Origin of the sequence: Pseudomonas gingeri (assembly GCF_013386115.1) — a bacterium.
Classification (GTDB): domain Bacteria; phylum Pseudomonadota; class Gammaproteobacteria; order Pseudomonadales; family Pseudomonadaceae; genus Aquipseudomonas; species Aquipseudomonas gingeri.
On the sequence record NZ_JACAOR010000007.1, the window covers coordinates 730,391 to 750,588 of the forward strand.

22 protein-coding genes and 1 tRNA gene are annotated in these 20,198 nt (G+C 61.7%); 10 read left to right on the plus strand and 13 right to left on the minus strand.

The window, feature by feature from the left end; all coding sequences use genetic code 11:
• Positions 1 to 128 precede the first annotated feature (128 nt).
• Positions 129 to 1,646, plus strand: coding sequence for an MDR family MFS transporter (locus tag HX881_RS15795; protein WP_017127731.1), 1,518 nt, complete (start codon positions 129 to 131; stop codon positions 1,644 to 1,646).
• A 48-nt stretch (positions 1,647 to 1,694) separates the two neighbouring features.
• Here the strand turns inward: HX881_RS15795 and HX881_RS15800 are convergent, their stop codons facing one another.
• On the minus strand, positions 1,695 to 2,543 hold the full coding sequence (locus HX881_RS15800) for a cache domain-containing protein (protein ID WP_042936064.1): 849 nt from the start codon (positions 2,541 to 2,543) through the stop codon (positions 1,695 to 1,697).
• 165 nt (positions 2,544 to 2,708) lie between these two features.
• On the opposite strand from HX881_RS15800, the gene HX881_RS15805 reads away from it, so the two are divergent.
• From HX881_RS15805 to HX881_RS15830, 6 genes are all read left to right on the plus strand, one after another.
• Entirely contained in the window at positions 2,709 to 4,199 is a 1,491-nt protein-coding gene (locus HX881_RS15805; RefSeq protein ID WP_177085364.1) for a sensor domain-containing diguanylate cyclase, read from the plus strand.
• The gene (locus HX881_RS15810) at positions 4,192 to 4,410 is read left to right on the plus strand and encodes a cysteine-rich CWC family protein (RefSeq protein ID WP_177085366.1); all 219 of its coding nucleotides are present in this window, start codon (positions 4,192 to 4,194) and stop codon (positions 4,408 to 4,410) included. The genes HX881_RS15805 and HX881_RS15810 overlap by 8 nt, the downstream gene beginning before the upstream one ends.
• A 38-nt stretch (positions 4,411 to 4,448) precedes the next feature.
• On the plus strand, positions 4,449 to 5,141 hold the full coding sequence (locus HX881_RS15815) for a pseudouridine synthase (RefSeq protein ID WP_177085368.1): 693 nt from the start codon (positions 4,449 to 4,451) through the stop codon (positions 5,139 to 5,141).
• A gap of 311 nt (positions 5,142 to 5,452) precedes the next feature.
• On the plus strand, positions 5,453 to 6,340 hold the full coding sequence (locus HX881_RS15820) for an alpha/beta fold hydrolase (protein ID WP_177085370.1): 888 nt from the start codon (positions 5,453 to 5,455) through the stop codon (positions 6,338 to 6,340).
• A gap of 167 nt (positions 6,341 to 6,507) precedes the next feature.
• Positions 6,508 to 6,581: transfer RNA gene (locus tag HX881_RS15825), tRNA-Gly, on the plus strand.
• 155 nt (positions 6,582 to 6,736) lie between these two features.
• Entirely contained in the window at positions 6,737 to 7,069 is a 333-nt protein-coding gene (locus tag HX881_RS15830; protein WP_177085371.1) for a type II toxin-antitoxin system HicB family antitoxin, read from the plus strand.
• Between the two features lie 101 nt (positions 7,070 to 7,170).
• Here the strand turns inward: HX881_RS15830 and HX881_RS15835 are convergent, their stop codons facing one another.
• Together HX881_RS15835 and HX881_RS15840 are read right to left on the minus strand one after the other, a co-directional pair.
• Positions 7,171 to 8,688 (minus strand): hypothetical protein, encoded by a 1,518-nt coding sequence (locus tag HX881_RS15835; RefSeq protein WP_177085373.1) that lies wholly within the window; start codon positions 8,686 to 8,688, stop codon positions 7,171 to 7,173.
• Between the two features lie 347 nt (positions 8,689 to 9,035).
• The gene (locus tag HX881_RS15840; protein WP_177085375.1) at positions 9,036 to 10,121 is read right to left on the minus strand and encodes a type I restriction endonuclease; all 1,086 of its coding nucleotides are present in this window, start codon (positions 10,119 to 10,121) and stop codon (positions 9,036 to 9,038) included.
• A gap of 509 nt (positions 10,122 to 10,630) precedes the next feature.
• On the opposite strand from HX881_RS15840, the gene HX881_RS15845 reads away from it, so the two are divergent.
• Positions 10,631 to 10,978: a DUF6124 family protein gene (locus HX881_RS15845; protein WP_042936062.1), complete on the plus strand. Its 348-nt coding sequence runs from the start codon at positions 10,631 to 10,633 to the stop codon at positions 10,976 to 10,978.
• Positions 10,979 to 11,065: 87 nt separating this feature from the next.
• Here HX881_RS15845 and HX881_RS15850 read toward each other — a convergent pair whose 3' ends face one another.
• The 10 genes from HX881_RS15850 to HX881_RS15895 form a co-directional block, all read right to left on the minus strand.
• Positions 11,066 to 11,563, minus strand: a complete 498-nt coding sequence (locus tag HX881_RS15850) for a hypothetical protein (RefSeq protein ID WP_103032631.1) — start codon at positions 11,561 to 11,563, stop codon at positions 11,066 to 11,068.
• A 111-nt stretch (positions 11,564 to 11,674) separates the two neighbouring features.
• Positions 11,675 to 11,824 (minus strand): hypothetical protein, encoded by a 150-nt coding sequence (locus HX881_RS15855; protein WP_158683253.1) that lies wholly within the window; start codon positions 11,822 to 11,824, stop codon positions 11,675 to 11,677.
• Positions 11,817 to 12,071: a helix-turn-helix transcriptional regulator gene (locus HX881_RS15860; protein WP_017127720.1), complete on the minus strand. Its 255-nt coding sequence runs from the start codon at positions 12,069 to 12,071 to the stop codon at positions 11,817 to 11,819. The genes HX881_RS15855 and HX881_RS15860 overlap by 8 nt, the downstream gene beginning before the upstream one ends.
• Before the next feature lie 147 nt (positions 12,072 to 12,218).
• Complete coding sequence (locus tag HX881_RS15865; protein WP_017127719.1) at positions 12,219 to 13,496, minus strand: GGDEF domain-containing protein; 1,278 nt, start codon at positions 13,494 to 13,496, stop codon at positions 12,219 to 12,221.
• An 80-nt stretch (positions 13,497 to 13,576) separates the two neighbouring features.
• Positions 13,577 to 14,215 (minus strand): LysE family translocator, encoded by a 639-nt coding sequence (locus HX881_RS15870; RefSeq protein ID WP_042936061.1) that lies wholly within the window; start codon positions 14,213 to 14,215, stop codon positions 13,577 to 13,579.
• Positions 14,216 to 14,315: 100 nt separating this feature from the next.
• Positions 14,316 to 15,473: a phospholipase D-like domain-containing protein gene (locus tag HX881_RS15875; RefSeq protein WP_177085377.1), complete on the minus strand. Its 1,158-nt coding sequence runs from the start codon at positions 15,471 to 15,473 to the stop codon at positions 14,316 to 14,318.
• 1 nt (position 15,474) lies between these two features.
• Positions 15,475 to 16,053 carry a YceI family protein gene (locus HX881_RS15880; RefSeq protein ID WP_017127717.1) on the minus strand — a complete coding sequence of 193 codons (579 nt, stop codon included), beginning with the start codon at positions 16,051 to 16,053 and terminating at the stop codon, positions 15,475 to 15,477.
• A gap of 64 nt (positions 16,054 to 16,117) precedes the next feature.
• Positions 16,118 to 16,447: a hypothetical protein gene (locus HX881_RS15885; protein WP_017127716.1), complete on the minus strand. Its 330-nt coding sequence runs from the start codon at positions 16,445 to 16,447 to the stop codon at positions 16,118 to 16,120.
• Positions 16,444 to 17,544, minus strand: a complete 1,101-nt coding sequence (locus tag HX881_RS15890; protein WP_177085379.1) for a serine hydrolase domain-containing protein — start codon at positions 17,542 to 17,544, stop codon at positions 16,444 to 16,446. The genes HX881_RS15885 and HX881_RS15890 overlap by 4 nt, the downstream gene beginning before the upstream one ends.
• A gap of 74 nt (positions 17,545 to 17,618) precedes the next feature.
• Positions 17,619 to 18,497: an acyl-CoA dehydrogenase middle domain-containing protein gene (locus HX881_RS15895; RefSeq protein WP_177085381.1), complete on the minus strand. Its 879-nt coding sequence runs from the start codon at positions 18,495 to 18,497 to the stop codon at positions 17,619 to 17,621.
• Between the two features lie 130 nt (positions 18,498 to 18,627).
• On the opposite strand from HX881_RS15895, the gene olsB reads away from it, so the two are divergent.
• Positions 18,628 to 19,383 carry an L-ornithine N(alpha)-acyltransferase gene (gene olsB / locus HX881_RS15900; protein ID WP_017127713.1) on the plus strand — a complete coding sequence of 252 codons (756 nt, stop codon included), beginning with the start codon at positions 18,628 to 18,630 and terminating at the stop codon, positions 19,381 to 19,383.
• The gene (locus HX881_RS15905; RefSeq protein WP_017127712.1) at positions 19,383 to 20,183 is read left to right on the plus strand and encodes a lysophospholipid acyltransferase family protein; all 801 of its coding nucleotides are present in this window, start codon (positions 19,383 to 19,385) and stop codon (positions 20,181 to 20,183) included. Before olsB ends, HX881_RS15905 begins: the two co-directional genes overlap by 1 nt.
• Positions 20,184 to 20,198 lie beyond the last annotated feature (15 nt).

The window sequence follows — 20,198 nt, forward strand, 5'->3', positions numbered from 1 at the left end:
TGGTAGCCGGGCTTGGCCGCGAAGCGTTCAGAGGTCCTGAGGGGCACTTCGCGGGCAAGCCCGGCATCTGCTGAGGACTGCGGCGCTCAAGACAGATCACGGGTCAACCTCTGTGTGCAGGTTCTAACGTGACCAATCTTCATCAGCCCGGCCAGACGAAGCCGGCGATTCGCAGCATATTGATCGCCCTGATGCTGGCGATCTTCCTCGGCGCCCTGGACCAGACCATTGTCGCCGTCTCGATCCCAGCCATTTCCGCCCAGTTCAAGGATGTCGGCCTGCTGGCCTGGGTGATTTCCGGCTACATGGTCGCCATGACGGTGGCGGTGCCGATCTACGGCAAGCTGGGCGACCTCTACGGTCGACGCAAGCTGATGCTGTTCGGCATGGGTCTGTTCACCCTGGCCTCGCTGTTCTGCGGCATGGCCCAGAGCATGGAACAACTGGTGATTGCGCGAATCATCCAGGGCATCGGTGCCGGCGGGATGATTTCGGTCAGCCAGGCGATCATCGGCGACATCATCCCGCCGCGCGAACGCGGTCGTTACCAGGGTTATTTCAGCAGCATGTACGCGGTGGCAAGCGTCGCCGGGCCGGTACTCGGCGGCTACATGACCGAATACCTGTCGTGGCGCTGGGTGTTCCTGATCAACCTGCCGCTGGGAGTGGGTGCCTGGTGGGTGGCGCACCGGACGCTGGTGGGCCTGCCGGTACCACAGCGCAAACCGGTCATCGATTACCTCGGTACGCTACTGATGATCGTCGGCCTGACCGCCCTGCTGCTGGGCATCACCCAGATCGGCCAGGGCCATCGCTGGAATGACAGCGATGTACTGGGACTGCTGGCCACGGCAGTGATCGCCCTGGCGCTGTTCGTATTGCATGAACGGCGCACCGCCGAACCGCTGCTGCCGATGCACCTGTTCCTCAACCACAATGCCCTGCTGTGCTGGTGCACGATCTTCTTCACCAGTTTCCAGGCGATTTCGCTGACCGTGCTGATGCCGCTGCGCTTCCAGAGCGTGACCGGAGCCGGGGCCGACAGCGCGGCGCTGCACCTGTTGCCGCTGGCGATGGGCCTGCCCATGGGGGCCTACTTCGCCGGGCGCATGACTTCGGTGACCGGCTACTACAAACCGATGATTCTCAGCGGTGCGCTGCTGATGCCCCTGGCCATTGTCGGCATGGCCTTCACCGCGCCCCAGGCGGTGGTCTTGAGCAGCCTGCTCATGCTGCTGTGCGGGATCGCCGGCGGCCTGCAGTTCCCGACCTCGCTGGTGGGCACGCAGAACTCGGTGGAGCAACGGGATATCGGCGTCGCCACCAGTACCACCAACCTGTTCCGCTCCCTCGGCGGGGCGGTGGGTGTCGCCTTGATGTCGGCCCTGTTGCTGGCGTTGTTGCAGGACTCGAGCCTGACCCACCTGGCCGGCACCGCGGTGATCGCCGAAGGCAGTTCGGGCAACGCCCTGCTCGACGGCCTCAACGCCGCCCCGGGCCCGGCACAGGAGGCCCTGCGGGCGGAGTTGCTGCTGACCTTCCGGCATCTGCTGCTGATCAGCGCCGGCGTCGCCCTGCTGGGGTTGGCCGCGGCCATCGCCATGCCGAACAGGGTGCTGCGCGGACGAGAGGACAAGGCCGGCTGATCCGGCTCACGCCATTCCCACACCCGCGTGGGAATGGCATGAACCCGGTCAGGGACTGTAGTAGCCGACCGCGACCAGAAGCGACCCGACCTTGCGCAAGTAGGCATGCTTGTCCTCGACCTTGCCGGTCACCGGGTTCTTCCAGCGATACGCGTACTCGCCCTGCTCCTGCTTGCCCATCATCGCCAGGATCGGCTCGCCCACCGGCTTGCCGTCAGGGTCCCTGACCTTGCCGAAATCGGTATTGACCATGCGCAGGTTGGTACCGTGGGCCAGGTAACGATGGCTCTTCAGGTCCACGACAAAGACATACAGGTCATCCTGCAGGAACCCGCCCCGCAGCCCGTTGATCGCGTCAAGCGTGCCCTTGCGATCCTTGCCCAGATCGGTCGCCGCCCTTGCCAGCAAAGCCCTGGCCTGATCCGCCGAAGCCCGTGGCAGGTAATAACCGACCGCCAGGATGCGCTCGCCGACCCGCTGGAAAAACACCCGCTTGCGCTCGACCTTGCCGTCGCTCCAGTTCTGCCAGCGATACTCGGCCTCCTGGATCCCGCTGCCCTCGGGGGTCTTGAGCACGTCCTTGAAAGCCTTGCGCAAATCCGCACCGAGCACCTCGGACACGTCACGCCCGATCAGCGCCGAAGACGGGCCGCCGCTGGCCAGCATCACCCCCCGGGTGTCGACCACGAATACATAACGATCCTGATCGACGAACTCGCCCTGGCGACTGAACGCGGCGAACGCCTTGTCGCCCTGCTCGTGGTAATAGGCCAGGGCCTTTTCCAGCAACGCCCTGGCGGCCGGCGCCTCATCGCTGGGCGCAGCCGCCGCCAGCGCCATCCCCCCGCACAGCAACATCAGGCAACCGGCCAAGGCCCGTAGCAAGCCAGACTTCATGGTGCATCCCTCGTTCTTGTTGGTCTTCCAAGAGCGTAGACCGCCACGGCCTATACGGAATCATTCAGCAAGCCTCGGTGGTGGACCGTTCCCCTGCAAAATGTGCAGGCATTTTTCAGCCGCGCCACTAGAATGCGTCCATCGGGAACCGCCTACGGAATCGTCATGCCGCTTCGCTCTGTGCTCTATTCACAACGTTCGCTGGTGGTGACGCTGGTCGCCCTGCTCGGCTGCGGTTTCCTGGCCACGTCCCTGCTCAGCTACTACGCCTCGCGCGCCTCGATCCGCGACGGCATCATCAATACCGAACTGCCTCTGACGTCCGACACGGTCTATTCGGAAATCCAGAAGGACCTGGTGCGACCGATCCTGATTTCCTCGATGATGGCCCGCGATACCTTCATGCGCGACTGGGTGGTGGCCGGCGAGCGCGATCCGGACCAGATGACCCGCTACCTCAACGAGGTCATGACCCACTATGGCGCCTACACCGCCTTCTTCGTCTCCAACAGCAACCTGACCTACTACCAGGCCAAGGGCGTATTGAAGAAAGTCCGCATCGATGAACCCAACGATCTCTGGTACTTCCGCGTGCGGGACATGCAGCCCCCCTACGAGATCAACGTCGACCCGGACACCGCCAACAACAACCGCCTGACCTTCTTCATCAACTACAAGGTCTTCGACTACGAAGAACACTTCATCGGCGCGGCCGGGGTCGGCCTCACCGTGGATGCGGTGATCAAGCTGATCGACAAGTACCAGCAGCGCTACCAGCGCAGCGTGTACTTCGTCGACACCTTCGGCCGCCTGGTCCTGACCGGTGCCGACGGTGGCCCTGAAGGCGCCCGGGCCGGCACGTCGCTCAACGACCTGGCGAGCATGAAGAACCTGCTGGCCAAGCTGCCCAAGCCCCACGATGGCAGCTACGACTATGCGGAGACGGACGGCCAGCGGCACTTCCTCAACGTACGCTTCATTCCGGAACTGAACTGGTACCTGTTCGTCGACAAGCGCGAAGACAGCGCCCTCAGCGGGATCCGCCAGTCGCTGTACCTGAACCTGCTGATCTGCCTGGTGGTGACCCTGATCGTACTGGCCCTGCTCAACCGCGTGGTCCACCGCTACCAGCGCAAGATCCAGGCCCTGGCGACCCTCGACAGCCTGACCGACCTGCCCAACCGCCGGGGCTTCGACCTGCTGGCGGCCCAGGCCCTGCACGAAGCCCAGCGCGAACCCAAGCCGCTGACCGCGCTGCTGCTGGACCTGGATCACTTCAAGCAACTCAACGACAGCCATGGTCACCTCGCGGGCGATGTCGTGCTGAGCGGTTTTGCCCGGGACCTGGAAAGCTGCCTGCGCCAGTCGGAAATCATCTGCCGCTGGGGTGGCGAGGAATTCATCGTGCTGCTCAAGGACACCGACAGCAGCAATGCCCTGCTGGTGGCCGAGAAGATCCGCCAGCACATCGAGCAACAGCGCTACAGCTATAACGGCAAGAGCCTGCAACTGACTGTCAGTATCGGCCTGACCTCACTGCAACAGGACGACACCCTGCATAGCCTGCTGGCCCGTGCCGACCACGCGCTGTACCGCGCCAAACAGAGCGGGCGCAACCGCGTGTGCAGCGACCTGGCGAAGTCCGCCCATGAATGATCCCAGCCTCTGCCCGGCCTGTGGTGCCCGCAACGACTGCGCCCTGGCCGACCCGCGAACCGTCGACCGGCCCTGCTGGTGCTACAGCGTCAGCATCGACCCGGCGGTACTCGAAGCCCTGCCCACGGAACTGCGCAACGCCGCCTGCCTGTGTCCGCGTTGCGCGCGGGTGGACGAACAACTGAAGCAGGCCCCATCTTCGACGCCATGACGTAAAATACCCACCCGCTTCCCCATGAACATCCCGCCATGCGCCTCGACCGTTTCCTCAGCAACCTGCCCCGCTTCAACCGCCAGCAGGTACGCCTGTTGCTGGTGGAAAAACGGGTCAGGGTCGACGGCCTGATCGCCACCGATCCGCACCATGAAGTGCGTGAGTTCAGCCAGGTCGAAGTCGACGACGAAGTGCTGCAGGCAAGTCGCCCGCCGCGCTACTTCATGCTGCACAAACCCCAGGGCTGCGTCAGCGCCACGCGCGACCCGCAGTACCGGACCGTCCTCGACCTGCTCGAGGAACCGGACGTCCACGAACTGCATATCGCCGGGCGCCTGGACTTCAACACCACCGGCCTGATGCTGCTGACCAACGACGGGCAGTGGTCGCGGCGCCTGACGCAACCGCTGACCAGGCTGCCCAAGGTCTACTACGTGGAGACCGAGCAGGTGATCGGCGCCGACTATGCCGCGACCTTTGCCGAAGGCCTGTACTTCGCCTTCGAAGACCTCACCACCCAACCGGCCGAACTGGAACTGCTGGGCCCGCGCAGCGCCCGGTTGAGCATCGTCGAGGGTCGATATCACCAGGTCAAACGCATGTTCGGCCACTTCGACAACAAGGTCCTGCGCCTGCATCGCGAACGCATGGGCCCGCTGGTGCTCGACGAACGCCTCGCGCCCGGGCAATACCGACCGCTGACGGACGAAGAAATCCGCCAGATCTGAGCGGATGACCGTTGGGCAGAAGTGATCGGCTTATGCCAAATCGCTCCTTGCACAATCACCGCGTGCCTGCTTGAATCAAACCGTCAGCCAGATTGTGACTGACAAGTCACCCCACAACTCCAAGAAACTCTTTGTCGGCTGCAGGGCTTGCCAGCTCTCGCTCTCCGGCAGATTGCCCGCCTATAAAAACACCCGTCGGCCAGGCTTTTACCGGACCGGCATGGGCTTCAAATTCCAGGCGAATGCCTACCTGTCATATAGCTCGTGCACAGTCAGTTGCGCGCATACCCGCTTGCCAGGAGTCTTTTGACATGAGGCCAGAAATCGCTGTGTTGGATATACAGGGTCAATATCGGGTTTACACGGAGTTCTATCGCGCAGATGCCGCAGAAAAGACCATTATCCTGGTCAACGGCTCGATGGCCACCACTGCGTCATTTGCACAGACCGTGAAAAACCTGCATCCGCAGTACAACGTCGTGTGCTACGACCAGCCCTACGCGGGCAAGTCCAAGGCCCACAACCGTCACGAGAAAATGCTGACCAAGGAAGTCGAGGGGCAGATCCTCCTGGAACTGATCGACCACTTCGCCGCCGAGCATGTGATGTCGTTTTCCTGGGGCGGCGCCGCAGCGCTGGTCGCCCTGGCCAAGCGTCCGCGGCGGGTGGAAAAGGCGGTGATCAGTTCGTTCTCGCCGGTGATCAACGAACCGATGCGGGACTACCTGGAGCGCGGCGTCGACTATCTCGGTGCCTGCGACCGCGACCGTGTCGGCAACCTGGTCAACAGCACCATCGGCAAGCACCTACCGTCATTGTTCAAGCGCTTCAACTACCGGCACGTCAGCAGCCTGGCGGAGCATGAATACGGGCAGATGCATTTCCATATCAGCGAAATACTCGCCAGCGATCGCCTGTGCTACCTGAAGGCCGCGGACAGGATCGACGTACCGGTGCTGTTCATGAATGGCGAATGGGACGAATACACCGCCGCCGAGGACGCGCAGAAGTTCGGCAATCACGTCCGCCATAGCCACTTCAGCACCATTCGCAGCACCGGGCACTTCCTCGACATGGAACACAAGTCCGCTTGCCGGGACAGTCGTCACGCCTTGCTCGACTTCCTCAAACCCACCCACCAGGAAAGCCGGGCACGTTATTACCGACACGTCCAGGAACACCATGCGCAAGCCATGTGATCGACCGTCGTCGCGGGCAACGGCATTCTCGGGGAGCCCCTGGCCGATGCTTGAATGCCCGCGATGACGCCTGGCGAAAATCCGCTCTGCGATCTGCGCTAAAATACAGATTCCCAAAGAAAAACTTCAAATCCGCGACAACATCTGGTACAAAGTCAGCCGTTCGAGCGGGTATAGTTTAGTGGCAAAACGAAAGCTTCCCAAGCTTTAGTTGAGGGTTCGATTCCCTCTACCCGCTCCAGATCGAACCCGCTCCGACGCTGCTCAAGCTAGCGACGAAGACCAGAAACCGGCTCTCAGAGGCCGGTTTTTTATGGGTGGAATTTGGGTGATCGCGCCTACGTGATCAGGAATCGAAGAAGCTCGCGAATTTCTCCAGCGAGCAGGAGTTGAGCTATGAACAGCATGACCTACAAGGGCTATACCGCCCGAGTCGAGTTTGACGATCGAGATGATATTTTCGTCGGTCGGGTACTGGGCGTGCGCGACATCATCAGCTTTCATGCCGATTCAGTGACGCAGCTGCGCGCCGAGTTCGCCGGCGCTATCGAGGATTATCTGGCGGATTGTGCCGAGCAAGGCGTCAGCCCCGAGAAGCCCGCCTCCGGGAAAGTGATGCTGCGCATTCGTCCTGAAGTTCATGCCGCCGCGACCATTGCCGCCAAAGCCGCCGGCAAGAGCCTGAACCAATGGGCTGACGAAGTATTCGAGCGTGCTGCGCACGCGTGATCGTAGATGGCAGCCTGCCTCCCCCTGCATTGAAGACAAGAAACCGGCGCTCAGAGGCCGGTTTTTTCATGGGTTTGATTTGGCTGATGCTCCAGCCGCTCTCACGCTCTGAGGGACGCCCTCAACAGGGTGCTGACGTTCAGGTTGTGATTGACCGCAGGACGCGAGTTTCCCGCCATGACCCGGGGCGGCTCGAACGACTTGCGAAAATCGCGCGTTGAATGGCCGGCCATCACGTCAAACTCGATCAGGTCCACGCCACGCCTGCCCGCCTGCTCCAGCCGGTGCCGGGTATCGCGCTGCTGCTTGTCGATCTGCTGCTGAACGCTGTGTTCGAGGAAGCTCATGTCGCTCGGGATCGCTTCGAACTTGTCGAACACATAACGTGTTGTCTCTGGCGAGCGCGCCTGCACCACCTCGGGCAGGAACCGCTGAAACATCGGCGAGACCGCGATGGAGGCCATCAGGTCCTGCCTGGACCTGAACTCCTTGAGCCCCCACCCCGGCAGATAAAGCACGAAGAGACTGCCATCGTCTTCCCCGGAAGAAGGCTGATCATTGGCAGGCCTGACCATGACAAACGGCCCCTGCAGCGTCAGAGAGGGGTTGCAATCGTTGTCATTGCCGTCGTGGGCAGCCTCCCGGACCGACAGGCTGTAGACCCTCGCGCGCCGGCTCTGATCGAGACAGGCAGGTTCGAGATCGGTCGCGGATGGAGTCTTCACGATCGATTCGACAAACGCCTTGCCTTCCTCGCTGAGAATGTCCTGGTCATCCTGCTGCTGCGCCTCAATCAGGATCTGGTCCCTGCGAATTTCCGCCAGTGCTTCGCGCGGCGTCTTGCCATCCAGGCCAGGCGTGACGAAATGGCGAGCCTGCTGCCCGGCCACCTCCCTGGCTTTGTCCGCCGGGAGTTTGCCGATGAAGCCGAGGGCGTCTTGGGTGTTGACCGACCAGATTCTTCGTGGACTCTCGTGAGCGCTGCCATCGCCCAAGCAGTAAGCGTCGCCATGGCCATAGTACAAAATGCCAGGGAACGGGTAACGACCATAGGGCGTGGATACATCGCTGCCGTTGTAGTGCGCCACGATCAAATCGGCCAGGCTGGGCGAGGCCACCAGTGTATGTTCGGACATCTCGTCGCCAGGTGGGGAACCCGTCATCTGATAGACGTGCACCTGGATCCTGTGCAGATCCACGGGTCGCGGCGCATGGGGAAACTTCCGTTCGAATGCCTGCTGCGCGTCTTGTAGAGGGCTCGACCGCGGCATTCCGTTGAACACCGCGCTGGCCTGTTTCCACGACGCCACGAATGCCTCGATCTTCTCCTCGCGGCTCGAAGGAGGAGCTTGCCTGCCCAAGACCGTGCCCGTGCCCGTGCCGCCGGGTGCCGAAAGCATCGCACGAAATCCCGAATGTTCGGCTCGGCCTGGTGCCGACGATAGGGCGGCAAGCCTTTGCCCGGTCGAGTCCTCCTCCGTGGCCGCCGCCAGCATTTGCAACGGCTCGAATTCTGCTCCCGCCGGCTCCGGGCCATACACCCTCCGCGTGTCCTGGATGGACGATCCGCTCCCCTGCAACGGCCTGGGTGCCAACGAGATACTGATACCTACATTCACATGATATTCCCGAACAAAATGCGCCAAAGGACATGTCAGGTCAGCTGTGCGGCGCCTGTCATGCCGGTCGGCAAGGTATCGGTACGGGATCGCAGCGGCTATCGGATACATCCGATTGGCGAGGGAGAATCAGGCTGCTGCTTCGTGTGTGCGATGCACCGGGCGTCCTTGCGATTGACGCCCGGTCTTTCGTCGAGCGGATGAGAGGGTAGAACACATGAACAAGCATACCGCTTCCGATTTCGATGATTTCCTGGAAGAGAAAATCTGCGTAGCAGCACTCAAGCGTGTTATTGCCTGGCAGCCTGACGAGCTCATGCAAGCGTAACGGGCCACCAGCTTGCAGCTTATTGGTAATATTCCACTGTTTTCTTCAGTCGATCCGAAAATTCATAAATGTCGTCGACGGAGTTTATCGGGTGTCGCGTTTCGTTTTTTCCTTCGTCAAAAATCCCGATATATTTCTGTGAGCGGTTGAAATGCAAGCGACAGATTGGCTTGCGGTTGTTGTCATCTAGCAGAATTCCGAAGTAACTCTGGGTATCCCGTTGCACGATTCTCTTCGCATCGACCACCGAACGCACTACGGCGCGAACGATGTGGTAACCCTCAAGCTCCTCCAGCGTCGTCAATATTTTATCGTCTGAGTCCTCACGCGTATCAAGGTTCTCTGTCTGCCCAGACGAAGGTGGAGGGGAACTGATCGTCGGCTGAAGTGCTCCGCTCATCGCAGATTTCAGTCGGTCATTGATCTGGTCATTGAGGAATTGCCCAAGGGCCTTTCGGGTCAACTCATAGAACTGCTCACGAACCTTTTGCGTAATCACCCCATCGTAGACTCTTGAGGCAAACACTTTGACGAAGTCATCATCGGGCTTGCTGACCTGGGCGCCAATCACCTTCTTGATCTGGCTCACGTACTTCAGCTCGCCAGCAGCGTTGATAATCGAATCGACATCAAAAGCGGACTTGGTGAGTTTGGTCAGCTCTGGAACCGAGTACTCATCGATATCGAGCAAATCAAGTTCAAGAAAAGGCTTTTCGTCCATTTTGTTGGGCGCATCCAGATCAGTAAAAAACTTGTAGACCTGCCCATTGGTGAGAATGGAAATCCTGGCACTCGTGACATGAAAATAGCGGAACAACTGCGAGGCATGATTAATATTGAGCGGTTCACCGATCTTCTTGCATTCGATCAGTATCTGAACTTCACCGTCTTTCATGATCGCGTAATCAATCTTTTCCCCTTTCTTCGTCCCTACATCGCAGACGAACTCTGGGGTTACCTCAAGCGGATCGAAAACATCGTAGCCGAGCACAGTGTTGATAAACGGCATGACAAACGCGTTTTTGGTGGCCTCCTCCGTTTGAATCGCAGCCCCTTGCAGGCGAACCTTTGCGGCGAGGCTGGCAAGCTTTTCAAAGAACTCCATAAACGACTCCTTATCTGTTCAGGTCCGTGCATCGGCATACTGGCAAAATGACTGCCCTTGAGCGTAGACACAAAATTGAACAAAGGAAGGAAGAGCTGCAAAGCGTCCAGAAACAGCTGTAGCTAGACAGATCGAACAGTCCCGACGACTGTCACAACTCGCTACCATCAGTCAGTGATTTTGCCGAGCAGGCAAGACAAGTCCCTTTCCTTTGACTGAAACTTCCTAGAAAATCCTGAGCGCTTGTGCCTGCCAATCCAGGTGGCTATCTTCAGTCCATCACTGCACATCAGTGATCGGGTTTGGTAGCCCGGTATAGATTGGCGCACAGCGCCTCCTTGGATTCAGGCGTTTTTTATTGCCTGCAATTTACGGTGGCTGTGCGCAGGGCACCCTCGGGTGCGCCGGTTTTTCCAATCTTCCGGTCTACCAACCTGTGTACAGCCGCCACCCAGAATCGTTTGGTAGCGATGGCGTGACGGCTCCAACCATTGGATTGGAGATTTGCCATGTTCAAGGTCACACCGAACCCGCCAGGTTCACCGAATCTCGAAACGATTGACCCCAAGGTCGCTGATCGCGCCCTGGCGCACTACGACCTACCGCCGCCCCATAGGCGAAAACATCTCGGCGCTGTACCAACACCCGAGCCCTTGCCCGACTTCCAGAGCACCGAAGAAACCTTGGTAAGTGCCAGCTCTGTCCTGGAATCCGCAGCCGCCACGGCCTACGAAAACGCCGACAACCTCACAGGCCCCAATCGCAAGGTAGCGATGGGCGTGGTGCATCTGATTGAACTGGCGCAGAGGATGGTGGATTCAGTGCTGGAGCGTGAACCGGTGATCGCGACAAGCTAAAAGAAGCAGCGACGAAAGGGAGGGGAGCAAAGCCAATAAAGGAAAAGCCGCCCCTCCCGGCTTATCCCTCCGCGAACAACGGGGTTGTCAGCCCTCCAGTGGCGCCATTTCCGCCGGAGCATCGTCCGACTTCACTGTCGCCGTCACCGGAATCGGTTCGGTCGAAAGCGCCGGCGTCGGTTTCTGTTTCATCAGGTTGAACAGGGTCGCGGTGGCGCTGGTCAGGGACGCGCTGAGGGTCGCCATTTCGGTGTTCAAGGCCTCGACCTTGCTGGCCTTCTCCGCATCGCTCGACTGGCTGTTGGCAACCGCCTGGATCTGCGCCTGCTTCTCGGCGATCTGCTTTTGCAGCTCGGCCATCATCTTGCGCAGTTTTTCGATCTGCTGGGCCTGGGCGGTCGCCGGACTCTTGGCCGTCGGCTTGGCAGCATTCGATGCCGCCAGTCCTTCGGCCGAAATCTTTACCTGAATCCCTTCGACCGGCTGGGTCGAAGCGGTGGCAGGCTTGTCTTTCGACGCGGCAGCAGTGCCCTGGGTGGCCGGCAAGGCCGGGTTGTGGATGGTGACACTGCTGATGGAAACCATGGTCGATGCTCGCTCAAGCGCTACAGAAGTCCTTGTATCGACTTATCGGCACCCGCCGGGCGGACTTGAGCACAGAGTAAGCAAATGGATACACAGCCCACTCCGTTGCACTCAAGCAAAACTGCTTTCGAACTGATTCAATGGTTGCCTGAATGCCTGTCGGTCGTAACGGAATACGTAGTGCTTTGCAGGGTCGGAAAAAAAAAGATCGCCGGCAAAGCCGGAAGGCGTCACCACTTCAAGAGACAAAGGGTTATTCATTGAAGATGCCCTGCAGCTCTTCCAGCGTCGGACGCGTGGCCGGCTTGATTTCAACAGTGCATCCCAAGGCGGCGATGACCTTGCTATAGAACTCGAAAGACACGCTGCCCAAGCCTTTCTCGACCAGGATCACCTGCTTGCGGTCAATCATCGCCAGTGCGGCAACCTGCGCCTGGGTCAGGCCGCGACGTTTACGCAAGGCCCGAAGCTGCTGGGCGAATTGATCTTGAACCAGAAGATCGTTCATGTCGGCTATAAATCACTTTTCAAAGAGTAAGTGACTTATAGAGCACTTTTTAAGCAACGTCAAAACCCATAAAGTGATCTATAAATCACACAGCAATAGGAATGTGACTTATAGATCACTTTATCAAGACATCTCCCGATTCTTGCCTCAATGGGTCACCAGCACTCCGCGCTTCACCCCATACATCGCCTCATCCGCATGCTTGAACAACTGGTGCGCCTCCTCGCCGTTTTCCGGATACAGGGCGATCCCGATGCTGGGCATGATGCTCAGCTCGCAATCCTCCCAGATCATCGGTTCGTTGAGCAGGCGACGGATCTTGTCGGCGACCTGGACGGCATGTTCACGCAGGTGCAGTTGCTCCAGCAGAATGACGAATTCGTCCCCGCCGATACGGGCCACGGTATCGGTTTCGCGCACGCATTGCTGCAGGCGCCGGGCCACTTCCTGCAGGAGCAGGTCGCCCACGCCATGGCCGAAGTTGTCGTTGACCTGCTTGAATTTGTCCAGGTCGACATACAGCAGCGCCAACTGCCCACGCTCCCGTCGTGCCCTGGCCAGCGCCGCCTTCAGGCGCTCCTGCAGAAACACCCGGTTGGGCAGGTGGGTCAACTGGTCATAACGCGCCATGTATTGCAGGCGCGCGTGCAGTTGCTTGCGCTCGATGGCCGCCGCGACCTGGGCCGAGACGAACTGCAACAGATCCTGGTCGTGCTCGGTGTAGCGCTCGCCATCCGAACTCTTTGCCAGCAACGCGCCAATGATGCCGTTCTGCGAGGTCAGGGGCACGCCCAGACAAGGCGCTTCCTCGTCGTTCAGCAGCAACGGCAGGCCACTGCGCACGATCTGCGCACAATGGCCGTCGGCGTTGCACCGGGCCCGGTGGTCGTCGATGTGATAGGGGAAACTCAACTGGTCCCGTGGCGCGTCATACAACGCCACGCAGAAGTTCTGCGCCGGCAGCCACTCGCCGATGATCCGGTGTACCCGCTGAAACAGGGTCAGCAGGTCTTCAGTCGCGTGGGCCGCTTCGGAAATCGCGTAGAGCGCCGTCTGTTTCGCCTCGGCAAGCTTGCGCTCGGTAATGTCACGGGCCACGGCGATACGCAGTTGATCGGCCTCGGACCAGCGCGCCGACCACATGATATGGACCACCTGGCCGTCCTTGCGCACATAGCGGTTTTCGAAATGCGGCTTGGGCTCGCCGGCCATGATTTCACTGGCGGCCTTGAGGGTCCGCTCGCGGTCGGCGGGCAGGACCAGGTCGATCATCGAGGTGCCGATCAGTTCGTCCGGCGTATAACCGAAGATGCGCTCGCAGGCGGCACTGACAAAAACAAAACGTCCTTCGACATCAACGGCACACACCGCATCAAGCAGCAGGTCGATATAGCTGGCCAGCGGTGTGACAGTCTTCGTTTCCATCAGAAAGAGATCGCCCGAAAAATTAAGCGTCAGTATCGATCCATGGAAAACAGCGGCTCCCTGCCCCCCTCGCCGTCGACTCAAGCCTTGTTCGGCAACAACCCCGGCAGCGCATGAGTCAGCGCATTTATGGCAAAGCCGATGAACATCACACCGCACAAACGCGTAATCATCAATTCGTGGCGCTGATACAGCACCCGCACCCGCTGGGCGCCGACAACACCGATGAGAATAGCGTATGCCAGCACGCCGCCAAGGAAACTGAGAAAAATCAGCGCCGGCAGCATCGACCAGCTCAACAGCTCGGCACGGCTGGAGAGCAAGGCGGTAAAGGTCGCGACCGCCACCGGGTAGGCCTTGGGGTTGGTCAGGCCGAACAGGATGCCGTGCCAGAACGGTTGCCGGGCCGCGCCCTGGGGTGATTCACCGTTGGCGCGACGGCTGCGCAGTGCCCGCCAGCCCAGCCAGAACAGGTAGAGGCCACTGATGACGCCCAGTACATCGAAGGCGGTGCTGCCGATTTCCCGCGCGCCGACAATCGCGATCAGCGCGGTACTGCACCAGATCACATCCCCCAGCAGGTGACCGCAGAGAAACCCCGCGCCTGCCCGTCGTCCGCGCGCCGCGCCGATGCCGAACACCGCCAGCACACCGGGGCCGGGGGTGATGCCATAGATAAAGCCTGACGCAAGGACAGCCATAAGCAACGATGGAGTCATGGGGGGTTCCCGGACATATGACGAATTGACGGGAGTCTATCCCAGGCTAACAGGTCGCAATACCCTGAATGCGACCTGCGGGACACGGTCGCGCAATGAATCAGTTCCGGCGGTCCAGCAGGTTCACCACCAGGCGGTCGACCCAGCCCCACAGCCGCTGCTTCACCCGGCGCCACAACGGCCGTGCCTTCCAGGCTTCGAGGCTGACCGGCTGGCTGAGGGCGAAGTCGGCGATAAAGCTGGCCGTCACCGCCTCGGTCAACGACGGATCAAGCGCCTCGAGGTTGGCTTCCAGGTTGAAGCGCAGGTTCCAGTGATCGAAATTGCACGAGCCGATGCTGACCCAATCGTCCACCAGCACCATCTTCAAGTGCAGGAAACACGGCTGGTATTCGAAGATCTGCACCCCCGCCCTGAGCAGGCGCGGGTAATAGCGATGGCCGGCATAACGGACCGAAGGATGATCGGTACGCGGCCCGGTCAGCAGGAGCCGCACGTCCACCCCGCGCTGGGCGGCCCGACGCAGCGAGCGTCGGACCTTCCAGGTCGGCAGGAAGTACGGGGTCGCCAGCCAGATCCGTTGCTTGCCGCTGCTCAACGCGCGAACCAGCGATTGCAGGATATCGCGATGTTGCCGGGCGTCGGCGTAGGCCACCCGGCCCATGCCCTGCCCCGCCACCGGCAGCCGTGGCAGGCGCGGCAGACCGAAATGGGCGACGGGCTTCCAGGCGGTGCGCTGTTCGTTGGCCAGCCATTGGCGGTCGAACAGCAACTGCCAGTCGAGCACCAGCGGACCGCGGATCTGCACCATGACCTCGTGCCATTCGAAACGGTCGTTGCCGGGCGTCCAGAACTCGTCGGTGACGCCCGTGCCCCCGACCACCGCCATGGACTTGTCCACCAGCAGCAGCTTGCGGTGATCGCGGTACAGGTTGCGCATGCCGCGCCGCCAGCGCAGGCGGTTATAGAAACGCAGCTCGACCCCGGCCTCGGTCAGTTGCCGGCGCAGCCCCAGGGTAAAGGCCAGGCTGCCATAGTCATCGAACAGGCAACGCACCCGCACCCCGCGCTCGGCCGCCTGGACCAGCGCCTGGACCATGGCTTCGGCGCACTCGCCGGCTTCCACCAGGTAAAGCTCCAACTCGACCTGGCATTCGGCGCGGGCGATCGCCACCAGCATCCGCGGAAAGAAATCCGGGCCGTCGATCAGCAGCTCGAAGGCATTGTCGCTGCGCCAGGGAAAGACCGCGCCGGCCATCTCAGCGCGCCGTGAAAATCAGCACCGCGCCCACCGGTACCGAAAGACTGATCGCCGACAGGCCGGCCACCTTGCGCAACGTCGTGAGGCCCGGCAGCAGGTCGAAATCCTCGGCATGCACCACCAGCGGTTCCAGGGTCACGACCTGGAAGCGCCGGTCATCCAGACGGGTCGCCAACAGCTCGGCGTTGTAGCTGTGCTCCTGGCCATGCAGCCTGACCACCAGGGGCAGGCGCAGTTCGAGCTGGGCACCGGGCGCAAGGTCGTTGATCGGCTGGACATTGATCTGCGCGGTGACCCGCGCCTCGGGGTAGGTCTTGATCTCGAACAGATCACGACGCAGGCGCTCATCGCGCAAGGGAATGCCGGTATTGACCGACTCCAGCTCGACCTCGAGGGTCGCCACCCCCTGGCTATCGACCTTGCCATGCAGGGTCAGGAAGCGGTGGACTTCGGAGATATCGGCGTTCTTGGTGGTGACAAACGACAGGCGCGAAGACTCGTTGTCCAGGTACCAGTTGGCCTGGGCCGGCAGGGCCAGCACCCCGAGCAGGGCCAGAAGAAGGCGGGATCGGTGCATGCAAGCTCCTGATTGAACGTAGGCGTCACCTTAACCGGCGGCGGTTGAGGTGGCAAACGACGTCTCAGGGCTCCAGCCGACAGCCTTCCCGCTCACCGACCCAGACCGCCGTGCTGCTGCGCCCCAGGCCCTCGGCGCTGACCCGGCGCTGGTTCGGATCGTCGACAAAACGACTGGTTGGCACCGACTGCTTCACATACCCGAGGCAATAGTCGGCGGCGTTGTGCATGACATACCGGCAGGAGCAGTACTCTTTGGCGGTATAGGCGCTGATGATCTGCGGGAAGGCCCGCAGGGCGACGCGCTCATGCCAGACCCAGGCAAACAGCGCCAACAGCAGCAACGCCAGCAGGCTGATGATCGGGTGGCGACGCACAAGACTGGCGGACTTCATGGCAGCACCTTCGGCGCGAAGACCACCAGGGCACGCTTGAGCAGTTCGTTGTGACGATAGCTGCCGTCGCGGTCATCGCCGTAGCGCACGATCACCAGGCCGGCACTGGGGACCACATACAATACCTGTCCCCAGTGCCCCAGGGCGGCGAAGGTGTCTGACGGCGCATCGGGCCATGGCTTGGGCGCCCCGTCGATGGAGCGATTGAGCCACCACTGGCCGCCCGCCACGGCTTCATCCTGCCCCGGCTTGTACCCGGAAAACGGGCGTCGGTTGAAATCGACCCAGGCCTTGGGCAGCAACTGCCGATCCTGCCAGCGACCGTTGCGCTCCATCAGCAGGCCGATCCGGGCCAGGTCGCGGGCGGTCATGTAGGCATAGGACGAAGCCACGAAGGTGCCGCTGCCATCGCGTTCCCAGACCGCGCCACGAATGCCCAGCGGGTCGAACAGCGCCGTCCAGGGGAAGTCCGGGTAACGCTGGGCACCGACGATCTGGCGCAGCGCCGCCGCCAGGACGTTGCTGTCCCCGCTGGAGTAACGGAAGGCCCGGCCGGCCGGGCTGTATTCGCCATGGCCGGCGGTGTAGCCGGCCATGTCGGCGTGGCCGAGGGTGTAGAGCATCGCCACCACCGAGGATTTCAATGGCGCATATTCATAGTCTTCCTGCCAGTCGATGCCCGACGACCAGTTCAGCAGGTGCTCCAGGGTGACCTTGGGGTGTGCCTGGAAAGGCGGGTAGAACTTCGCCACCGGATCGTGCAGTTGAAACAGGCCTTCGCCATAAGCCACGCCCAGGACCGTCGCCATGATGCTCTTGCTGATCGACCAGGTGAGGTGCGGGGTATCGACGCGGGTCGGGCCGGCATACTGCTCGTAGACGATCCGCCCCTGGTGGATCACCAACAGGGCATCGGTGCGCACCCCCTTGCGGGTTTCGTCGTCGCGCGGTGGAAAGGCATAGGCCTGCAGGGCTTCGACGGCAGGACCGGCGACCTTTGGACCTTCGGCCCATTCGGCACCGGGCCAGCTTTCGGCACGGACGGTGGAGGTGACCAGCAGCAGGAAAACCGCGAAAAAAGACGAACCCTTGGGCATGGGGCAAGCTCGGAGAAATAACTTTGACGAGTGTAACGAGATTTGATGACAGTTCTGCTCAGCGCCCTGCCTGCTCAGGGTTGGGCCAGGGCCTTTGCCAGGCGCCTGGCCCGTGCACCGGCGGCGATATCCAGCACTGCGCGATCACGCAGCCACATATCCCGCCACGCCACCGGGCCCTGGGCGAATGCCGCTTCCAGCTCGGTCTTGAGGGCCTCGAACTGGGCAAACAGGCCACCCAGCACGACATGCGCCGCCACTGAAGACGGGTTTTGTCGACTGGCCTCCGCGCATCCGGCCAACAGGCCCAGCAGGCGCAATTGCAGCGCTTGCGGCCAGTCGCTGTCCTGGCCGATCCCCTGCAGCCAGGCCGTCAGGGCGCTGAGGACATAAATGTCTTCCAGGGTGCGGAACGGCTTGATATAGGCATCCCAGCCATCACCGGCCAGGCGCTCACAGGCGGCGTTATCGAAGGATGCCTGGCCATGGCCGATATCCGGTATCAGCGGCAATGGCGGCAGGCGCTCCAGGCGGATACCCGGCTCCCCCGGATAGACGATCACCAGGCTCAGGCGCGGCGCATCACCTTCTTCTTCACTGCGCGCGGCCACCAGCAGCCAGTCGGCGGCATCGCCTCCGGTGACGAAATCCTTGTGCCCGGTCAGGCGCAGGTCGGCGAGGCGGGTCCGCATATCGGCCGGGCGCAGGCTGCGCTGCTCGGTCGCGCATAACGCGCCGAGACTGGCCGGGGCGCTGGGCCAGAGCATGCGCAAGGCCGCCTGATAACCCACCAGGAAGGCCAGCCCCGGCGAGGCCATGAGCCGTCCCCCGCGCACCGCCAGTTCGAACGGCGTCACCGCCCCCAGCGTTTCGAGCAGAACCGCATAGCCCTCCGCCAGATCGGTCGACGCAGGCAGGCGTTGGGGCGGATCGAGCAGGAATGACCAGGGCATGGCGGGCTCCTTGGGGGCTGTCATATAAGCATCACCAAAGCTTCATGGCGATGACACCGGGGCTACATAGCCTGACTTTGCACAACAAAGTCGACTGGCCGCAACCCTGGCCGGCAACCGGAGACGCGTCATGACTCAGATCGCCCGCATCAGCGACACCGGCAATGAACGCCGCCTGCAAGCCGAACGCCTGTTGGGCGCCGCGGCCTTGCAAGAAGCCCAGGCCTTGCGCTTCAACGTTTTCAGCGGCGAGTTCAATGCCAAGCTGAAAGGCGCTGAGCTCGGCCTGGATATGGATGATTATGATGTGCACTGCAGCCACATCGGCGTGCGCGACCTGAACAGCGGCCGCCTGGTGGCGACCACCCGCCTGCTCGACCACAAGGCCGCCAACACCCTGGGCCGTTTCTACAGCGAAGAAGAATTCAGCCTGCATGGCCTGCGCCACCTGCAAGGCCCGATCCTGGAAATCGGCCGCACCTGCGTCGACCCGGCCTACCGCAACGGTGGCACCATCGCCGTGCTCTGGGGCGAACTGGCCGAAGTGCTCAACGAAGGCGGCTACAGCTACCTGATGGGCTGCGCGAGCATCCCGATGCAGGATGGCGGGATCCAGGCCCAGGCGATCATGCAGCGTCTGCGTGAACGCTACCTGAGCACCGAACACCTGCGCGCCGAACCGAAGAATCCGCTGCCGTCGCTGGATATCCCCGGCAACGTCATCGCCGAGATGCCGCCGCTGCTCAAGGCCTACATGCGCCTGGGCGCGAAGATCTGCGGCGAACCGTGCTGGGACGAAGACTTCCAGGTGGCCGATGTGTTCATCCTGCTCAAGCGCGACGAGCTGTGCCCGCGTTACGCCCGCCACTTCAAGGCGGCCGTGTAATGAGCCGGCTGCGGGTGTATGCGCGGATAGCGCGGGTGCTGGTGGTGGTCGCCCTGGGCTTGAGCATGGCCAGTGTGTTCGGCGTGTTCGAACGCCTGGGTGTCGCCAACTCGATGGTCCGACGCCAGCGCTGGTCGCGGTTCTTCATGGCCCGGTTGAGCAATGCCCTGCCCTTTCGCGTAACGGTCCGTGGCACCTTGCCGACCCGGCCGATGCTCTGGGTCAGCAATCACGTGTCCTGGACCGATATCGCCCTGCTGGGAGCACTGACGCCGCTGTCCTTCCTGTCCAAGGCCGAAGTGCGTACCTGGCCGGTGGCCGGCTGGTTGGCGGCCAAGGCCGGCAGCCTGTTTATCCGCCGTGGCTCGGGTGACAGCCAGTTGATCCGCAAGCAGATGACCCGTCACCTGGAGCAACAGCATCCCTTGCTGATGTTCCCCGAAGGCACCACCACAGATGGCCGTTCGCTGCGCACCTTCCACGGTCGCCTACTGTCGGCGGCCATCGATGCGGACGTCTCCTTGCAACCGGTGGCGATCCGTTACCTGCGCGACGGACAGCCGGACATGCTCGCGCCCTTCATTGGCGACGACGATCTGCTCTCGCACCTGATGCGGCTGTTTTCCAACGATCAGGCCGAGGTGGAAATCCAGGTACTGGCGCCGATTGCCTGCAACGGCCAGGAACGCGCGGCCCTGGCCTTCCAGGCCCAGCAGGCGGTGCACATGGCCCTGTTTGGCGAAGTCGCCGAACCGAAGCGCACCACGCCCCGCCAGGTCGCCGAAGCCGAAGCGGCATAAACCCCTGTAGGAGCC